The organism is Streptomyces toxytricini (genome assembly GCF_014649915.1).
Classification (GTDB): Bacteria; Actinomycetota; Actinomycetes; order Streptomycetales; family Streptomycetaceae; genus Streptomyces; species Streptomyces toxytricini.
The window spans coordinates 1-15,107 of record NZ_BMTY01000019.1 but is presented as its reverse complement, the minus strand read 5'-3'; the positions used below and the strand labels follow the sequence as shown (position 1 = coordinate 15,107).

Below are 15,107 nucleotides of genomic sequence, written 5' to 3'. Positions count from 1 at the left end.
GGCTTCACGGCTCGCGGCGGGCTGCCGCCTACCTTCGCCAGGGTGAGCAGCATCAACCAGGAAAGCCCCGCCCGGCGCTCCGGCGCACAACGGGCGCACGGGCGCACGCCCCCTGAGGGGCGCGAAGGAGAACAAGCGCCCCCCTTCCGGCACGAGCCGTACCTGGACGGCCTGTTCACGTACTGCCTGTCCGTCCTGTGCGACCACGACACGGCAACCGACGTCCTCGCCGACGTCCTGGCCGTGGCCGAGCGGCACCCCGGCCGCTGCCCCGACGAGAGCGACCGCCGCGCCTGGCTCTACGCCCTCGCCCGCTGGGCCTGCCTGCGCCGCCTCGCGGAACGGCAGGGCAGCCGGCATGGGGCGCACAGCGCCCGGCGCACGCCGGAGCACGCCGGAGCCCACCGCGCCCCCGACGACCGCCCCCGGGACACCGCCGCCGCGCACCGGCGCACCGAGCTGGCCCGGCTCGCCTGGCCCGAGGCCGCCGGCACCACGCCCGAACAGCGCGAGGCCCTCGAACTCGCCGTCCGGCACCGCCTCGGCGTGCCCGAACTCGCCGCAGTCCTCGGCACCCCCGAGGCCGGCGCCCGCGAACTGCTGGCCGGCGCGGCCTGCGAGGTGGAGCGTACCCGCGCCGCCCTCGCCGTCGTCGAGACCGGCGGCTGCCCCTCCGTCTCCCGGCTCACCGGCGGCGGGCAGCTCCTGCTGTCCACCACCCTGCGCGCCGAGCTCGTCCGCCACGTGGACGACTGCCCGCGCTGCCGCCGCCTCGCCGAGCGCGTCGACGCCGCCTCCCCCTGGCCGGGCTCCTGCGGCGTCGAGGCGGCCCTCCCGCTCGTCCAGGCCCCCCGTACCGCCGTGCACGCCGCGCTCCAGCGGCCCGGCCGGGGCCGCGGCCGGCCCGCCCCGCGCTTCGACCGCACCGGCTTCCCCGTGGACCCGCGCGACCGGGCCGCCCGCCGCGACCGGCTGCGGGCCCGGGCCGTCACCACCACCGTCGTCGCGACCGTCGTCGCGGCGCCCGTGCTCGCCCTGTGGGCGGCCCACCGCGGCGGCCCCGGCACCGGCGCGCCCGCCGGCGCCGACGCCACGCGGATCTCCGCCAGCGAGGCGGAGCTCCCGCCGGGCCGGGCCGGCGGCGGCCCGATGCGCGCGTACGAGAACGCCGGCGCGAGCGGCCGCACCACCGGCGCCCCCGGCTTCGCCGTGCCCTCCCCGGCCGTCTCCGTCGAGGTGATCAGCACCGGCGCCCCGGCCGCCCCCGACCGGCCCGGCGCCCCGGGCCGGCTCACCGTCTCCGCCTCCGCCGACGGCGCCACGACCGTGCTCACCCTGACCGCCTCAGGCGGGGCCCCGGTGCACTGGCGGCTCTCCTCCGACGGCCCCTGGCTCCGCGCGAGCCGCACCGCCGGCACCCTGGCGCCGGGGGACTCCGCCCGCATCCTCATCACGGTGGACGGCGCGTCCGAGCCCGTCGGCCCCTGGACCGCCCGCGTCGGCGTGGACCCGGGAGGCGCCGTCGTGGCCGTACGCGGCAGCGGCCGCCCCGCACCGGCCGGCAGCGAACCCCCGGCCCCCGAGCCGACGCCGACGCCGACCCCGACGCCCACCCCCGAGCCGACTCCCACGCCGACACCCGAGCCGACGCCCTCCGGGACGCCCGAGCCGACGCCCACCGCCACGCCCGAGGACCCGGGAGGAACGGTTCCCCCACCCCCCGCCGACCCCGCTCCGTGACCGCCGCGCGACGCCCACGAGGTGCGCGCGGGGATCACCGCGGCCACCCTGGAACCAGTGGGGGACCCCGGAGGACCAGGAGGTCCGGATGAGCGTGCTGGACAAGCTGAAGCAGATGCTGAAGGGACACGAGTCCCAGGCCGACCAGGCCATCGACAAGGGCGGCGACATGGTCGACAAGAGGACGCAGGGCAAGTACGCCCGGCACGTCGACACGGCCCAGGACCGGCTCAAGGACCAGTTCGGCACCACCGGCCGCGACCAGAACCCGCCCCCGCCGCCCGCCCCGCCGCAGGGCTGACCGCCCGGCGCCCCCGGAAGGCCGGCCCGGCAGCCGGGCCGGCCGCCCGCGCTATACCGCCGCCGTCGGCCCCGGCGGGTCCGCCGGGTGCGGCGCCATCGGCAGCAGCGACGCCAGCCGGGCTTCGCACAGCCGCACCAGCTCCGCGTACGCCTCCGCGCCCATCAGCTCCACCAGCTCCGCCCGGTACGACACGTACACCGGCTGTCCGGCGCCGTGCGCCGACGTCGCCGACGTGCACCACCAGTGCAGGTCGTGCCCGCCCGGCCCCCAGCCCCGCCGGTCGTACTCGCCGATCGAGACCTGCAGCACCCGTGTGTCGTCCGGCCGGTCGATCCACTCGTAGGTGCGCCGGATCGGCAGCTGCCAGCACACGTCCGGCTTCGTCTCCAGTGGCTCGCGGCCCTCCCGCAGGGCCAGGATGTGCAGCGAGCACCCCGCGCCCGCCGGGAACCCCGGCCGGTTGAGGAAGATGCACGCCCCCTCCCAGCGGCGGGTCTGCCGCTCCCCGTCCTCGTCCTTCTGCACCCACCCGGTGCCGGTGCCCACGTCGTGGAACTGCCACAGCTCCGGGGAGAGCCGGGCCACGTGCTCCGCCACACGCTTCTCGTCGTCCTCGTCCGAGAAGTGCGCGCCCAGCGTGCAGCAGCCGTCCGAGGCCCGGCCGGCCTGGATGCCCTGGCAGCCGCTGCCGAAGATGCACGTCCAGCGGGACGTCAGCCACGTCAGGTCGCAGCGGAAGACCTGCTCCTCGTCCGCCGGATCCGGGAACTCCACCCAGGCCCGGGGGAAGTCGAGGCCGGTCTCGTCGCCCGCGGCCGGAGCGGGCCCGACCGCCTCGGCTTTCTTGCCGCTCTTGCCGTGCTTGCCGCTCTCGGGCTTGCCGGCCTTCTTGGTGTGTGGCACGCAACCAAGCCTATGCCGCCTTTCGGCCACCCTCCGCTCCCGCCGACCAGTAGCGTTTCCCCGTATGAGACTCGGTGTCCTGGATGTGGGGTCGAACACGATCCACCTGCTGGTGGTGGACGCGCACCCCGGCGCGCGCCCGCAGCCGGCGCACTCGCACAAGGTCGAGCTGCGGCTGGCCCAGCTGCTCGACGCGCACGGGGCGGTCACCCCCGACGGCATCGAGCTCCTCGTGTCGGCGATCACCGGCGCGGTACAGGCCGCCGAGGACAAGGGCTGCGAGGACGTCCTGCCCTTCGCGACCAGCGCCGTACGCGAGGCCACCAACGCCGACGAGGTGCTGGCCCGGGTCAAGGCCGAGACCGGCGTGGACCTGCCCGTCCTCAGCGGCGAGGACGAGGCCCGGCTCACCTTCCTCGCCGTACGCCGCTGGTTCGGCTGGTCGGCGGGCCGGCTGCTCGTCCTCGACATCGGCGGCGGCTCCCTGGAGATCGCGTACGGCATCGACGAGGACCCGGACGCGGCCGTCTCCCTCCCGCTCGGCGCGGGCCGCCTCACCTCGGCCTGGCTGCGGGGCGACCCGCCGGACCCGGCCGACGTCCGCGCCCTGCGGCGGCACGCCCGGGCCCAGATCGCCCGCGTCGTCGGCGAGTTCAGCCGCTTCGGGACCCCCGACCACGTCGTGGCCACCTCCAAGACGTTCAAGCAGCTGGCCCGTATCGCGGGCGCCGCCCGCTCCGCAGACGGCCTCTACGTCCAGCGCGACCTCTCGCGCAAGGCGCTGGAGGAGTGGGTGCCCAAGCTGTCCGAGATGACCGTCGAGCAGCGCTCCACCCTGCCGGGCGTCTCCGAGGGCCGCGCCGCCCAGCTGCTGGCCGGGGCGCTGGTCGCCGAGGGCGCCATGGACCTCTTCGGCATCGACGAGCTGGAGATCTGCCCGTGGGCGCTGCGGGAGGGCGTCATCCTGCGCCGCCTGGACCACCTGCCCACCTGATGCCGTGACCGGCAGGGCCCGCCGGCCGCCCCGGCCCGCGCCCCGGCCGGCCGCGGCGGCCGGTCTGCCCCCGGCCGCGCGGGGCCCGTACCCTGTCCCCGTGGCAGAACCCGTCCGAGTCCCGACCGCGAAAGTCGCCCTCTCCACCGCCTCCGTCTACCCGGAGTCGACGGCGACCGCCTTCGAGATCGCCGCACGCCTCGGCTACGACGGCGTGGAGGTCATGGTCTGGACGGACCCGGTCAGCCAGGACGTCGACGCGCTGCGCCGCCTCTCCGACCGCCACGGCGTGCCGATCCTCGCCGTGCACGCGCCCTGCCTGCTGATCACCCAGCGCGTCTGGTCGACCGACCCGTGGATCCGGCTCCGGCGGGCGCAGGCCGCCGCCGAGCGGCTCGGCGCGAGCACCGTCGTCGTCCACCCGCCGTTCCGCTGGCAGCGCCAGTACGCCCGGGACTTCGTCACCGGCATCTGGCGGATGGCCGACGAGACCGACGTCCGGTTCGCCGTCGAGAACATGTACCCGTGGCGCTACCGCGACCGCGAGATGCTCGCCTACGCCCCCGAGTGGGACGTCACCAAGGACGACTACCGCCACTTCACCGTCGACCTGTCGCACACGGCGACCGCCCGCACCGACGCCACCGCGATGGTCGACCGGATGGGCGACCGCCTCGCGCACGTCCACCTCGCCGACGGGAACGGCTCCGCGAAGGACGAGCACCTCGTCCCCGGCCGCGGCACCCAGCCCTGCGCCGAGCTGCTGGAGCGGCTCGCCGCGAACTCCTTCGACGGGCACGTCGTCATCGAGGTCAACACCCGCCGGGCCATGTCCTCCGCCGAGCGCGAGGCCGACCTCGCCGAGGCCCTCGCCTTCACCCGGCTCCACCTCGCCACCGCCCCGGCGCGCCGCCCGTGACCGGGGCCGCACCCGACGCGCCGGACGGGCCGCAGAAGCCCGCGCGCCGCCGCGGCCCCGGCCGCCCCCGGCAGGACGAGGCCGCCGAGGGCCCCGGCACCCAGGAGCGGATCCGGCTCGCCGCCCGCTCCGAGTTCGCCGCGCGCGGCTACGACAAGACCTCCGTACGCGGGATCGCCAAGGCCGCCGGCGTCGATCCGGCGCTCGTCCACCACTACTTCGGCAGCAAGGACGACCTCTTCGCCGCCGCCGTCGAGCTGACCATGGAGCCGGCGCTCGTCGTCCCCGCCGTCGTCGGAGAGGGCCCCGACGGCATCGGCGAACGCCTCGCCCGCTACTTCCTCGGCATCTGGGAGAACCCCGCCACCCGGGCCCCGCTCCTGGCCGTGATCCGCTCCGCCCTCACCCACGAGGCCGCGGCGAAGGTCCTGCGCACCCTGGTGCTGCGGCGCGTCCTGGAGCGGGTCGCCGCCGACCTCGACGTCCCGGACCCGACCTTCCGCGCCGAGCTCGCCGCCTCGCACATGGTCGGCATCGCCATCCTGCGGTACGTGGTGCGGGTCGAGCCCCTCGCGTCCGCGGACCCGGAGGCGATCGTCGCGCTCGTCGCGCCCACCCTGCAGCGGTACCTGACCGAGGACTGACCCTCCCGTCCCGGCATCCGGACCGGCTGTCCGCATCCCGGTCCGGAGGCGTAGCCTCGTAACCGAGCCATATCCGCAGTCGCGGCGGCGCCCCGGCGCCACCGCACTCATGGGGAGTGAACCCGATGCCCGAGCTGAGGTCCCGCACTGTCACCCACGGCCGCAACATGGCGGGCGCCCGCGCCCTCATGCGTGCGTCGGGCGTAGCGAGCGAGGACATCGGGAAGCCGATCGTCGCGGTCGCCAACTCCTTCACGGAGTTCGTCCCCGGCCACACCCACCTCGCCCCCGTCGGCCGGATCGTCTCCGACGCCATCCGCGCGGCCGGAGCCGTCCCCCGCGAGTTCAACACGATCGCCGTCGACGACGGCATCGCCATGGGCCACGCCGGCATGCTCTACTCGCTGCCCTCGCGCGACCTGATCGCCGACTCCGTCGAGTACATGGTCGAGGCGCACTGCGCCGACGCGCTGATCTGCATCTCCAACTGCGACAAGATCACCCCGGGCATGCTGATGGCCGCGATGCGCCTGAACATCCCGGTCGTCTTCGTCTCCGGCGGCCCCATGGAGGCCGGCCAGGCCACCCTCGTCGACGGCACCGTCCGCAAGCTCGACCTGATCGACGCCATGGTCGACGCCTCCAACGAGAACGTCTCCGACGAGGACGTCCTGCGCATCGAGGAGAACGCCTGCCCCACCTGCGGCTCGTGTTCCGGCATGTTCACCGCCAACTCGATGAACTGCCTCGCCGAGGCCATCGGCCTCGCCCTCCCCGGCAACGGCTCCGTCCTCGCCACCCACACCGCCCGCCGCGCCCTGTACGAGCAGGCCGGCCGGACCGTCGTCGAGATCACCAAGCGGTACTACGAGGACGGCGACGAGTCCGTCCTGCCCCGCAACATCGCCACCCGCGAGGCCTTCGAGAACGCCATGGCCCTCGACATCGCCATGGGCGGCTCGACCAACACGATCCTGCACCTGCTGGCCGCCGCCCAGGAGGCGGGCCTCGACTACGACCTGAGGGACATCGACGCCGTCTCCCGCCGCGTCCCCTGCCTGGCGAAGGTCGCCCCGAACGTCGCCCCCGGCGGCACCTACTACATGGAGGACGTCCACCGGGCCGGCGGCATCCCCGCCATCCTCGGCGAACTCCACCGCGGCGGCCTCCTCAACAAGGACGTCGGCACCGTCCACTCCCACAACCTGGAGGACTGGCTCGCCACCTGGGACGCCCGCTCCGGCACCGCCTCCGACGAGGCGATGGAACTGTGGCACGCCGCCCCCGGATGCAAGCGCTCCGCGACCGCCTTCTCCCAGTCCGAGCGCTGGCAGACCCTCGACCTCGACGCCGAGAACGGCTGCATCCGCTCCGTGCAGCACGCGTACAGCAAGGACGGCGGCCTCGCCGTCCTCAAGGGCAACATCGCCGTCGACGGCTGCGTGGTGAAGACCGCCGGCGTCGACGAGTCGATCTGGACCTTCGAGGGCCCGGCCGTCGTCTGCGAATCCCAGGACGAGGCCGTCGAGAAGATCCTCTCCAAGCAGGTCAAGGAGGGAGACGTCGTCGTCATCCGCTACGAGGGCCCCAAGGGCGGCCCCGGCATGCAGGAGATGCTCTACCCGACCTCCTTCCTCAAGGGCCGCGGCCTCGGCAAGGCCTGCGCCCTGATCACCGACGGCCGCTTCTCCGGCGGCACCTCCGGCCTGTCCATCGGCCACGCCTCCCCGGAGGCCGCCTCGGGCGGCACGATCGCCCTGGTCGAGGACGGCGACCGCATCCGCATCGACATCCCGAACCGCTCGATCGACCTCCTCGTCGACGAGGCCGTGCTGGAAGCCCGCCGCGAAGCCCTCGGCGGCGTCTACGCCCCGAAGAACCGCGAGCGGAAGGTCTCGGCGGCCCTCCGCGCGTACGCGGCGATGGCGACGAGCGCCGACAAGGGCGCGGTCCGCGACGTCTCCAAGCTGACGGGCTGACGCACACCGGGAAGCCCCGGCCACCGCAGCAGCGGCGACCGGGGCTTCCGCGTGCCCGGGCCGCTACCAGGCGGACGGGTCCGCCGGGTCCGCGGCGAAGACCGTGCCGTCGGGGGCCGAGGCGAAGACACGGCCGGCCGCGGTGACCGGCGGCGGCAGGGCCGCCGTGAAGGTGTTCGGGGCGGGCGCCATGCGGGGCTTCGTCTGGCCGAGCGGGCGGCCCGTGGCCGCGTCCACCGCGAGCAGGCGGCCGTCCGGGGCGGACAGGAAGACGCGGCCGTCCGCGGAGACCGGCCGGGACGCCACCGCGAGGCCCGTCTCCAGCCGCCACTGCTCCTTCACCGGGCCGATCGCCGCGAGCCCGCCCGAGGCGCCGAAGGCGTACACGACGCCGTCCGCGCCGACCGACGCCTGCGTCTGGTAGAGCGGGGTGCCGGGGCGGACCCGCTTCACCGCGCGCGTGCCGAGGTCGATCCGGACGACCGCCTCCGTCCTCCCCTGCAGGTCGCTGTCCAGCAGGAACAGCCCGCCCTGCGCCGCCCCGACCGGCTGCAGCTGTCCGGCCGTGCGCAGCTGCCAGAGGCCCGCGCCGGTCGCCGGGTCCACCGCGGTCACCCGGGTCGCGGAGCCGTCGCCGTCGGGCACGGCCGCGTACAGGGCGGGCCCGCCGGGCTCCGGCGCGCCCGCCCACCACTGGGTGCCGCTCCCCCCGACCTGCCGGGTCCAGCGGACCGCGCCGGTCGCCGCGTCCAGCGCGGTCGCCGTCCCCGACGCCGACACGGCGAGGACGTGCCCGCCCGCCGCGACCGCCCGGCCGCCGCCGGGCAGCGGGTGCCGCCAGCGCTCCGCACCCGTGCCGGGGTCCCGCGCCTGGAGCAGCCCGGCGCCCGGCGCCGCGGTCAGGACGAGCCCTCCCGCGAGCAGCGGGGCCTCCTGCGCGGTCCCGGGTGTGCTTCGGCCGGCGGCCGGGACGCTCCAGACGGCCGTCCCGTCCGCCGGGTCGAGCCGGACCGCGGCCAGGCCCGCGCCCGCGCAGTACACGGCGGCCGTGTCCGCCGCGCACGCGGCGCCCGTACCGCCCTGAGCCGTTCCGCCCGGGGTGACGGCCCACGGGGCGGGCGGCTGCCGCGGGGGCGCGCTGCGGCCGGCGGTGCGCGCGGCCAGCGACTCGCCGCCGTCCGCGCCGGCCGCGTACACGCCGCCCGCCGCCAGGGCGGACGCCGCCAGCACTGCGGCCGCGGCGGCACCGCGCCGCCGCCGTGACCAGCGCCGGAGGGCTCCGCGGCCCTCCTTGCCGCCGTCCGTGCCGGCGCCGCCGGCCGCGTCCGGTTCGGGCGCGCGGCTGCGTACGTGCGTGGCGTCCTCGGCGCCGGCCCGCCCCACCGCCTCCGCGGCGGGGCGGGGCCGCGGCTGCGGGATGAACGCCTGCGTGTCCTCGCCGGTCGGGTAGGCGACCGCCCGCACCTGCGCGATCAGCTCCTCGGCGGTCGGCCGGTCCGCCGGGTCCTTCGCCAGGCACCGCGCCACGACCGGAGCGAGCCGCTCGGGCAGCCCGCTCAGGTCGGGCTCGCCGTGCACCACCTGGTACGCGACCAGGTAGTGGCTGTCGGAGTCGAACGGGCCGCGCCCGGTCGCCGCGTGCACCAGCACCGCGCCCAGCGCGAAGACGTCCGCGGCCGGGCCGACCTCGCGGGGCCGCTGGAACTGCTCGGGCGCCATGTAGGGCGGCGTCCCGATCAGCTTGCCCGTCTCGGTGCGCAGCTGGCTGTCCGCGGGCCGGGAGATCCCGAAGTCGATGACGCGGACCCCGTCGGGCGCCATCAGCACGTTCCCCGGCTTGAGGTCGCGGTGCACGACGCCCGCCCGGTGGATGTCCCGCAGCGCCTCCGCCAGCCCGGCCGCGAGCCGCGTCAGCTCGGCGGCGTCGAGGACCCGCTCGCGGACCCGCTCGGCGAGCGTCGGCGCGTCGATGAACACGGTGGCCATCCAGGGCCGTTCGGCGTCCGGGTCGGCGTCCACGACGGGCGCCGTGAAGGCCCCGCTCACGCGCCGCGCCGCGGCGACCTCCTGGCGGAAACGCGCCCGGAACTCGGGGTCGACCGCATGCTGCGGATGCACGATCTTGACGGCGAGTTTCAGCCCCGACCCGGACGTGGCCAGGTGGACGACGCCCATCCCCCCGGAGCCGAGCACCGCTTCGAGCCGGTACTGCCCGGCGTACTCCGGAAAGCCCACCCAGTCCGCACGCCGCGACTGCACCGCTCCACCACCCCCGCCGGAGCCTAGTCGATGCCCCGTACGCCGCCACAAGGGTCCTGCTACCCTGCGCGAGTTGCGCACCGCAGCATTTCCGGGGGGAGATCACGCATGTCCGTCGAGAACGATTCCGGCCAAGTCCAGAGCCTGTCGTCCGGCTCCGGCTTCCCGACCTTTCCGGTCGCGCCTGGCTACCGGGTGAACGTCCGCAGCGGGCCCGGCACCCACCACTCCATCGTCCGCGTCCTGCCGTACGGCGCGTGGGTCGGCATCCGCTGCCAGTGCAACGGCACGACCGTGACGGGCCCGTACGGCACGTCGGACATCTGGGACTGCATCGGGAACGGCGAGTTCGTCTCCGACGCGTACGTGAAGACCGGCAGCGACGGCTACGTCGCCGGCATCTGCGGCTGACCCGGCCGGCGGCCCCCGGGACGACGGCGCCCCCGGGGCCGCCGGCCACCCGTCCGCCGCGTGAGACACCCCGGCCCGGCCGCGGCCGCCGGGGGATAATCGCCGGTGTGAGCGACGACCAGCCCGAGAAGACCCCCGCCGCGCCGGCCGCGAAGGCCCCGGCGGCACCCGCCGGAGGCCCCGAGCCGGAGCCGATCCGCTTCTTCGGCACCACCTGGCTCCACCACGACGGCGGGTACGCCCTGCGCCGGATCGCCGCCGGCGCCGGCTCGATCATCACGGCCGCCGCCGCGGCCGTCCTGCTCCGCCTCTCCTACGAGGGCCTGGAGATCGGCGACGTCGGCTCGTTCCTGAACGTCTCCGTCGTCGTCCTCTTCGCGATCTGCAGCGCCATCGCCTTCGTCAAGACCTGGGAGTCCTTCGGCCGCCGCCCCGCGCCGTCCTCCGACGAGGCCGCGCTGAAGGGCCTGAAGACCATCGGCTTCATCGGCTCCCTCATCGCGTACTTCCTGCGCTGCTTCGCCGAAGCGCCCGGCGAGGGCCTGCGCCGCGCCGAGTACGAGCGCGCCGTCGCCGAATACGAGCGCCGCCGCAGCTCCCGTACGGGCAACCCGGCCGCGCGCCGCCCCAAGCGCACCAAGTAGCGCGGCCCCCGGCCGGACGACCGGACCGTTGACGCACGGCACACCCAGGCGCAATATTCATCACATGATGAATAACCGGGGGGCCGGTCCCGCCCCGGCCCCGGACCCCGCCCCCTCGTCCGACGCGCACGCCGCCCCCGCCGTCCGCGCCCGCGGCCTCACCGTCCGCCGCGGCACCGGCCGCGCCCCCCGCACCGTCCTCGACGCACTCTCCTTCGACGTCCCCCGCGGCCGCATCACCGGCCTCCTCGGCCCCTCCGGCTGCGGCAAGTCCACCCTGCTGCGCGCGATCGTCGGCACCCAGGCCCATGTCACCGGCACCCTCGACGTCCTCGGACACCCCGCAGGCCACCCCGCGCTCCGCTCCCGCATCGGCTACGTGACGCAGGCCCCGTCCGTGTACGACGACCTGACCGTCCGCCAGAACCTCGACTACTTCGCCGCCGTCCTCGACCCCGGCCGCGCCGCAGCCGAACGCCGCCGCACCGCCGTCACCCGCGCCCTCGCCGACGTCGACCTGGCCTCCCGCGCCGACGCCCTCGCCGGCGACCTCTCCGGCGGCCAGCGCAGCCGCGTCTCCCTCGCCGTCGCCCTCCTCGGCACCCCCGACCTGCTCGTCCTCGACGAACCCACCGTCGGCCTCGACCCCGTCCTGCGCCGCGACCTGTGGCACCTCTTCCACGAGCTCACCGCCGCCCGCGGCGCCACGATCCTCGTCTCCTCCCACGTCATGGACGAAGCCGAACGCTGCCACGACCTCCTCCTGATGCGCAGCGGCCGCATCCTCGCCCAGGACACCCCCGACGCCCTGCGCACCCGCACCGCCGCCGACACCGTCGAAGCCGCCTTCCTCCGCCTCGTCGACGCAGCCGCCGTCCCCGCAGCCGCCCAGGAGCAACCGCGATGACCACCCCCGCCGCGCCCGCCACCCCGCTCGCCGCGCACGCCGCCCGCACCACCGCCACCGCCGCCCGCGTCCTGCGCCAGCTCCGCCACGACCCGCGCTCCATCGCCCTGATGCTGCTGGTCCCCGTCCTGATGCTGACGCTGCTCCGCTTCGTCTTCGACGGCAGCCCCCGCACCTTCGACGGCATCGGCGCGTCCCTCCTCGGGATCTTCCCGCTGATCACGATGTTCCTGGTGACCTCCATCGCCACCCTCCGCGAACGCACCTCCGGCACCCTCGAACGCCTCCTCGCCATGCCCCTGGCCAAGGGCGACCTCATCGCCGGCTACGCCCTCGCCTTCGGCGCCGTCGCCGTCCTCCAGTCCGTCCTCGCCACCGGCCTCGCCCTGTCCCTCCTCGGCCTCGACGTCGTCGGCTCGCCGTGGCTGCTGCTCCTCGTCGCCCTCCTCGACGCCCTCCTCGGCACCGCCCTCGGCCTGTTCGTGTCCGCGTTCGCCGCCTCCGAGTTCCAGGCCGTCCAGTTCATGCCGGCCGTGATCTTCCCGCAGCTCCTGCTGTGCGGCCTGTTCGCGCCCCGCGACACCATGCAGCCCGTCCTGGAACGCCTCTCCGACGCCCTGCCCATGTCGTACGCCGTCGACGGCATGACCCAGGTCCTCACCCACGCCGACATGACCGCCGCCTTCGTCCGCGACGCCGCCGTCGTCGCCGCCTGCGCCCTGCTCGTCCTCGCCCTCGGCGCCGCCACCCTCCGCCGCCGCACCCCCTGACCGCACTGCGGACACCCCCTCGCCGCCGGGCCCGCGGGTGCAAGGATGACCAGGCGGGGAGGGCCCGCCCGCCCGCGCGCCCGCAGCAACAGCAGCAGCCAGCTCGACGAGGTGACACCGCATGACCCAGACAGTCGCAGTCCTCGGTACCGGAAAGATCGGCGAGGCCCTGCTCAGCGGCATGATCCGCGGCGGATGGCCCGCCGGAAAGCTCCTCGTCACCGCCCGCCGCCCCGAACGCGCCGAGGAACTGCGCACCCGCTACGGCGTCGAAGCGGTCGGCAACGCCGAGGCCGCCGAGCGGGCCGACACCCTCATCCTCACCGTCAAGCCGCAGGACATGGGCCGACTCCTCGACGAGCTCGCCCCGCACGTCCCCGCCGACCGCCTCGTCATCAGCGGCGCCGCGGGCATCCCCACCTCCTTCTTCGAGGAGCGGCTCGCCGCCGGCACGCCCGTCGTCCGCGTCATGACGAACACCCCGGCCCTCGTCGACGAGGCCATGTCCGTCATCTCCGCCGGCAGCCACGCCACCGCCGAGCACCTCGCCCACGCCGAGGAGATCTTCGGCGGCGTCGGCAAGACCCTCCGCGTCCCGGAATCCCAGCAGGACGCCGCAACCGCCCTCTCCGGCTCCGGGCCGGCCTACTTCTACTACCTCGTCGAGGCCATGACGGACGCCGGCATCCTCCTGGGCCTGCCCCGCGCCCAGGCCCACGACCTCATCGTCCAGGCCGCCATCGGTGCGGCAGTCATGCTCCGCGACAGCGGCGAGCACCCGGTCAAGCTCCGCGAGGCCGTCACCTCCCCGGCCGGCACCACCATCAACGCGATCGTCGAACTCGAACGGCACGGCGTCCGCGCCGCCCTCATCGCCGCCCTCGAAGCGGCCCGCGACCGCAGCCGCGAACTCGCCACCGGCAGCAACTGACGCCGGGCACAGCCGGGGCGGGGGCGGAGCAGCCCCCGCCCCGGCCCCGCCGCCTCCGCTTCAGGGCGCCAGCAGCCCGATCGCCTCGTACGCGCGGTCCACCACCGGCCGTGCCAGCGCCCTCGCCCGCGCCGCGCCCTCACGCAGCACCCGGTCCACGGCCGCGGGGTCCGCCGCCAGCTCGGCGTGCCGCTCCCGCAGCGGCCGCAGCACCTCCACCACCGCGTCGGCCACGTCCCGCTTCAGCGCCCCGTACCCGCCGTACCCGCCGGCGAGGGCCGCGGGGTCCCCTCCCGTGCAGGCGGCGAGGATGTCCAGCAGGTTCGCGACGCCGGGCCGCCCGGCCCGGTCGTAGACGACGCCGCCGTCGCCGCTGTCGGTGACGGCCCGCATCACCTTCCGCCGCACCGCCTCGGGCTCGTCCAGCAGGAACACCACCCCGGGCCCCTCCCCGAACGACTTGCCCATCTTCGACGCGGGGTCCTGGAGGTCCATCACGCGGGCCGCCACCGCCGGGTGCACCGCCCGCGGCACGGTGAACGTGTGCCCGTACCGCTGGTTGAAGCGGACGGCCAGGTCCCGGGTCAGCTCGACGTGCTGCCGCTGGTCCTCCCCGACCGGCACCTCCTCGGACCCGTACGCGAGGATGTCCGCCGCCATCAGCACCGGGTACGTCAGCAGCGACAGCCGCACCCCCGCCCCCGCACCCCGGGCCTGCGCGGCCTTCTCCTTGTACTGGACCATCCGCCGCAGCTCGCCGTCGGTGGCGGTGCACTCCAGCAGGTACGCCAGCCGGGTGTGCTCGTCGACGTGGCTCTGGACGAAGAGGGTGCACCGGTCGGGCGACAGTCCGGCGGCCAGCAGCAGCGTCGCCGCCTGCCGGCTGAGGCGGCGCACCCGCGCCGGATCGTGGTCGACGGTGAGCGCGTGCAGGTCGACGACGCAGAACAGGGCGTCGTCGGGCTTCTGATCGGCCTCGACCCACTGCCGCACGGCGCCCAGGTAGTTGCCCAGTGTCAGGTGGCCGGTCGGCTTGATCCCGCTGAAGATCCGCGTCATGTCGGTGTCTCTCCCTGTCCGTGTCGGTGTGGTCGGCGCCGCTGGTGGGGCGGCCGGGCCACTCCGCGGATGCGGGGAGGAACGGAAAACGGCCGCCGAGGCGGCGGCCGTGAGCGCGTGCGTGCTCGCGTGGTGGGTCGGCCGCCGTCAGGCGGGCCACCAGCGGAGGTTCGGCACGAGTGCGCGCGTGGTCATGACGGCCACAGTAGCGACCGGAGGGCCGCCCGTCGCGGGAGTTGACACACCCTTCCGTCATCCGTAAGGTTCTTCGAGTTGTCCGACGTGAGCGCCGACCCCGGTCGGTCCCCGGACAGCCATCCCGCACTACACACTCGAACGAACGGCGCACTGTGCCGTCTCGTTTTCATGCGTATTTGCGAATGGGGAATCCGCGTTCCAGGACGCAGCCGCCGATTGGATCGGGGGCGAGGAATCCGCTAACGTCTCACACCGCCGCAAGGGCCAACGGCCCCCAAGGCGAATCCCGCTGACCGGGAGTCAGCCCCGAAAGGGTCTGATAGAGTCGGAACCGCCGGAAAGGGAAAGCGCGAAAGCGAAAACCCCGAAAAGCGAAGCGCGAAAGACTCTGATAGAGTCGGAAACGCAAGAACGAAAGCCCGGAGGAAAGCCCCAGTAAGTGTTA

14 protein-coding genes are annotated in these 15,107 nt (G+C 75.2%); 11 read left to right on the top strand and 3 right to left on the bottom strand.

The window, feature by feature from the left end:
- Positions 1 to 42 precede the first annotated feature (42 nt).
- Complete coding sequence (locus IE170_RS23020; protein WP_189811356.1) at positions 43 to 1,740, top strand: BACON domain-containing protein; 1,698 nt, start codon at positions 43 to 45, stop codon at positions 1,738 to 1,740.
- An 88-nt stretch (positions 1,741 to 1,828) separates the two neighbouring features.
- Positions 1,829 to 2,041, top strand: a complete 213-nt coding sequence (locus IE170_RS23015) for an antitoxin (RefSeq protein WP_189811355.1) — start codon at positions 1,829 to 1,831, stop codon at positions 2,039 to 2,041.
- Positions 2,042 to 2,092: 51 nt separating this feature from the next.
- On the opposite strand, the gene IE170_RS23010 is transcribed toward IE170_RS23015, so the two are convergent.
- The gene (locus IE170_RS23010) at positions 2,093 to 2,947 is read right to left on the bottom strand and encodes a DUF3109 family protein (RefSeq protein ID WP_189811354.1); all 855 of its coding nucleotides are present in this window, start codon (positions 2,945 to 2,947) and stop codon (positions 2,093 to 2,095) included.
- Positions 2,948 to 3,011: 64 nt separating this feature from the next.
- On the opposite strand from IE170_RS23010, the gene IE170_RS23005 reads away from it, so the two are divergent.
- The 4 genes from IE170_RS23005 (at position 3,012) to ilvD (ending at position 7,483) form a co-directional block, all read left to right on the top strand.
- Positions 3,012 to 3,941 (top strand): Ppx/GppA family phosphatase, encoded by a 930-nt coding sequence (locus tag IE170_RS23005; protein ID WP_189811353.1) that lies wholly within the window; start codon positions 3,012 to 3,014, stop codon positions 3,939 to 3,941.
- 100 nt (positions 3,942 to 4,041) lie between these two features.
- Positions 4,042 to 4,860 (top strand): sugar phosphate isomerase/epimerase family protein, encoded by an 819-nt coding sequence (locus tag IE170_RS23000; RefSeq protein ID WP_189811352.1) that lies wholly within the window; start codon positions 4,042 to 4,044, stop codon positions 4,858 to 4,860.
- Positions 4,857 to 5,504, top strand: coding sequence for a TetR/AcrR family transcriptional regulator (locus IE170_RS22995; protein ID WP_189811351.1), 648 nt, complete (start codon positions 4,857 to 4,859; stop codon positions 5,502 to 5,504). The genes IE170_RS23000 and IE170_RS22995 overlap by 4 nt, the downstream gene beginning before the upstream one ends.
- 125 nt (positions 5,505 to 5,629) lie before the next feature.
- Complete coding sequence (gene ilvD, locus IE170_RS22990; protein WP_189811350.1) at positions 5,630 to 7,483, top strand: dihydroxy-acid dehydratase; 1,854 nt, start codon at positions 5,630 to 5,632, stop codon at positions 7,481 to 7,483.
- Positions 7,484 to 7,546: 63 nt separating this feature from the next.
- Here the strand turns inward: ilvD and IE170_RS22985 are convergent, their stop codons facing one another.
- Positions 7,547 to 9,742 carry a serine/threonine-protein kinase gene (locus IE170_RS22985; protein ID WP_229885091.1) on the bottom strand — a complete coding sequence of 732 codons (2,196 nt, stop codon included), beginning with the start codon at positions 9,740 to 9,742 and terminating at the stop codon, positions 7,547 to 7,549.
- 108 nt (positions 9,743 to 9,850) lie between these two features.
- Between IE170_RS22985 and IE170_RS22980 the strand changes: the two genes are divergently transcribed.
- The 5 genes from IE170_RS22980 to proC all read left to right on the top strand — a co-directional run bounded on the left by IE170_RS22980 (position 9,851) and on the right by proC (position 13,405).
- The gene (locus IE170_RS22980) at positions 9,851 to 10,153 is read left to right on the top strand and encodes a peptidase (protein ID WP_189811349.1); all 303 of its coding nucleotides are present in this window, start codon (positions 9,851 to 9,853) and stop codon (positions 10,151 to 10,153) included.
- Positions 10,154 to 10,260: 107 nt separating this feature from the next.
- Positions 10,261 to 10,797: a hypothetical protein gene (locus IE170_RS22975; RefSeq protein WP_189811348.1), complete on the top strand. Its 537-nt coding sequence runs from the start codon at positions 10,261 to 10,263 to the stop codon at positions 10,795 to 10,797.
- Positions 10,798 to 10,861: 64 nt separating this feature from the next.
- On the top strand, positions 10,862 to 11,704 hold the full coding sequence (locus IE170_RS22970; protein WP_223855529.1) for an ABC transporter ATP-binding protein: 843 nt from the start codon (positions 10,862 to 10,864) through the stop codon (positions 11,702 to 11,704).
- Positions 11,701 to 12,474, top strand: a complete 774-nt coding sequence (locus tag IE170_RS22965) for an ABC transporter permease (protein WP_189811347.1) — start codon at positions 11,701 to 11,703, stop codon at positions 12,472 to 12,474. The genes IE170_RS22970 and IE170_RS22965 overlap by 4 nt, the downstream gene beginning before the upstream one ends.
- A gap of 121 nt (positions 12,475 to 12,595) precedes the next feature.
- Complete coding sequence (gene proC / locus IE170_RS22960; RefSeq protein ID WP_189811346.1) at positions 12,596 to 13,405, top strand: pyrroline-5-carboxylate reductase; 810 nt, start codon at positions 12,596 to 12,598, stop codon at positions 13,403 to 13,405.
- 60 nt (positions 13,406 to 13,465) lie between these two features.
- Here the strand turns inward: proC and trpS are convergent, their stop codons facing one another.
- Positions 13,466 to 14,464, bottom strand: coding sequence for a tryptophan--tRNA ligase (gene trpS, locus IE170_RS22955; protein ID WP_189811345.1), 999 nt, complete (start codon positions 14,462 to 14,464; stop codon positions 13,466 to 13,468).
- Positions 14,465 to 15,107 lie beyond the last annotated feature (643 nt).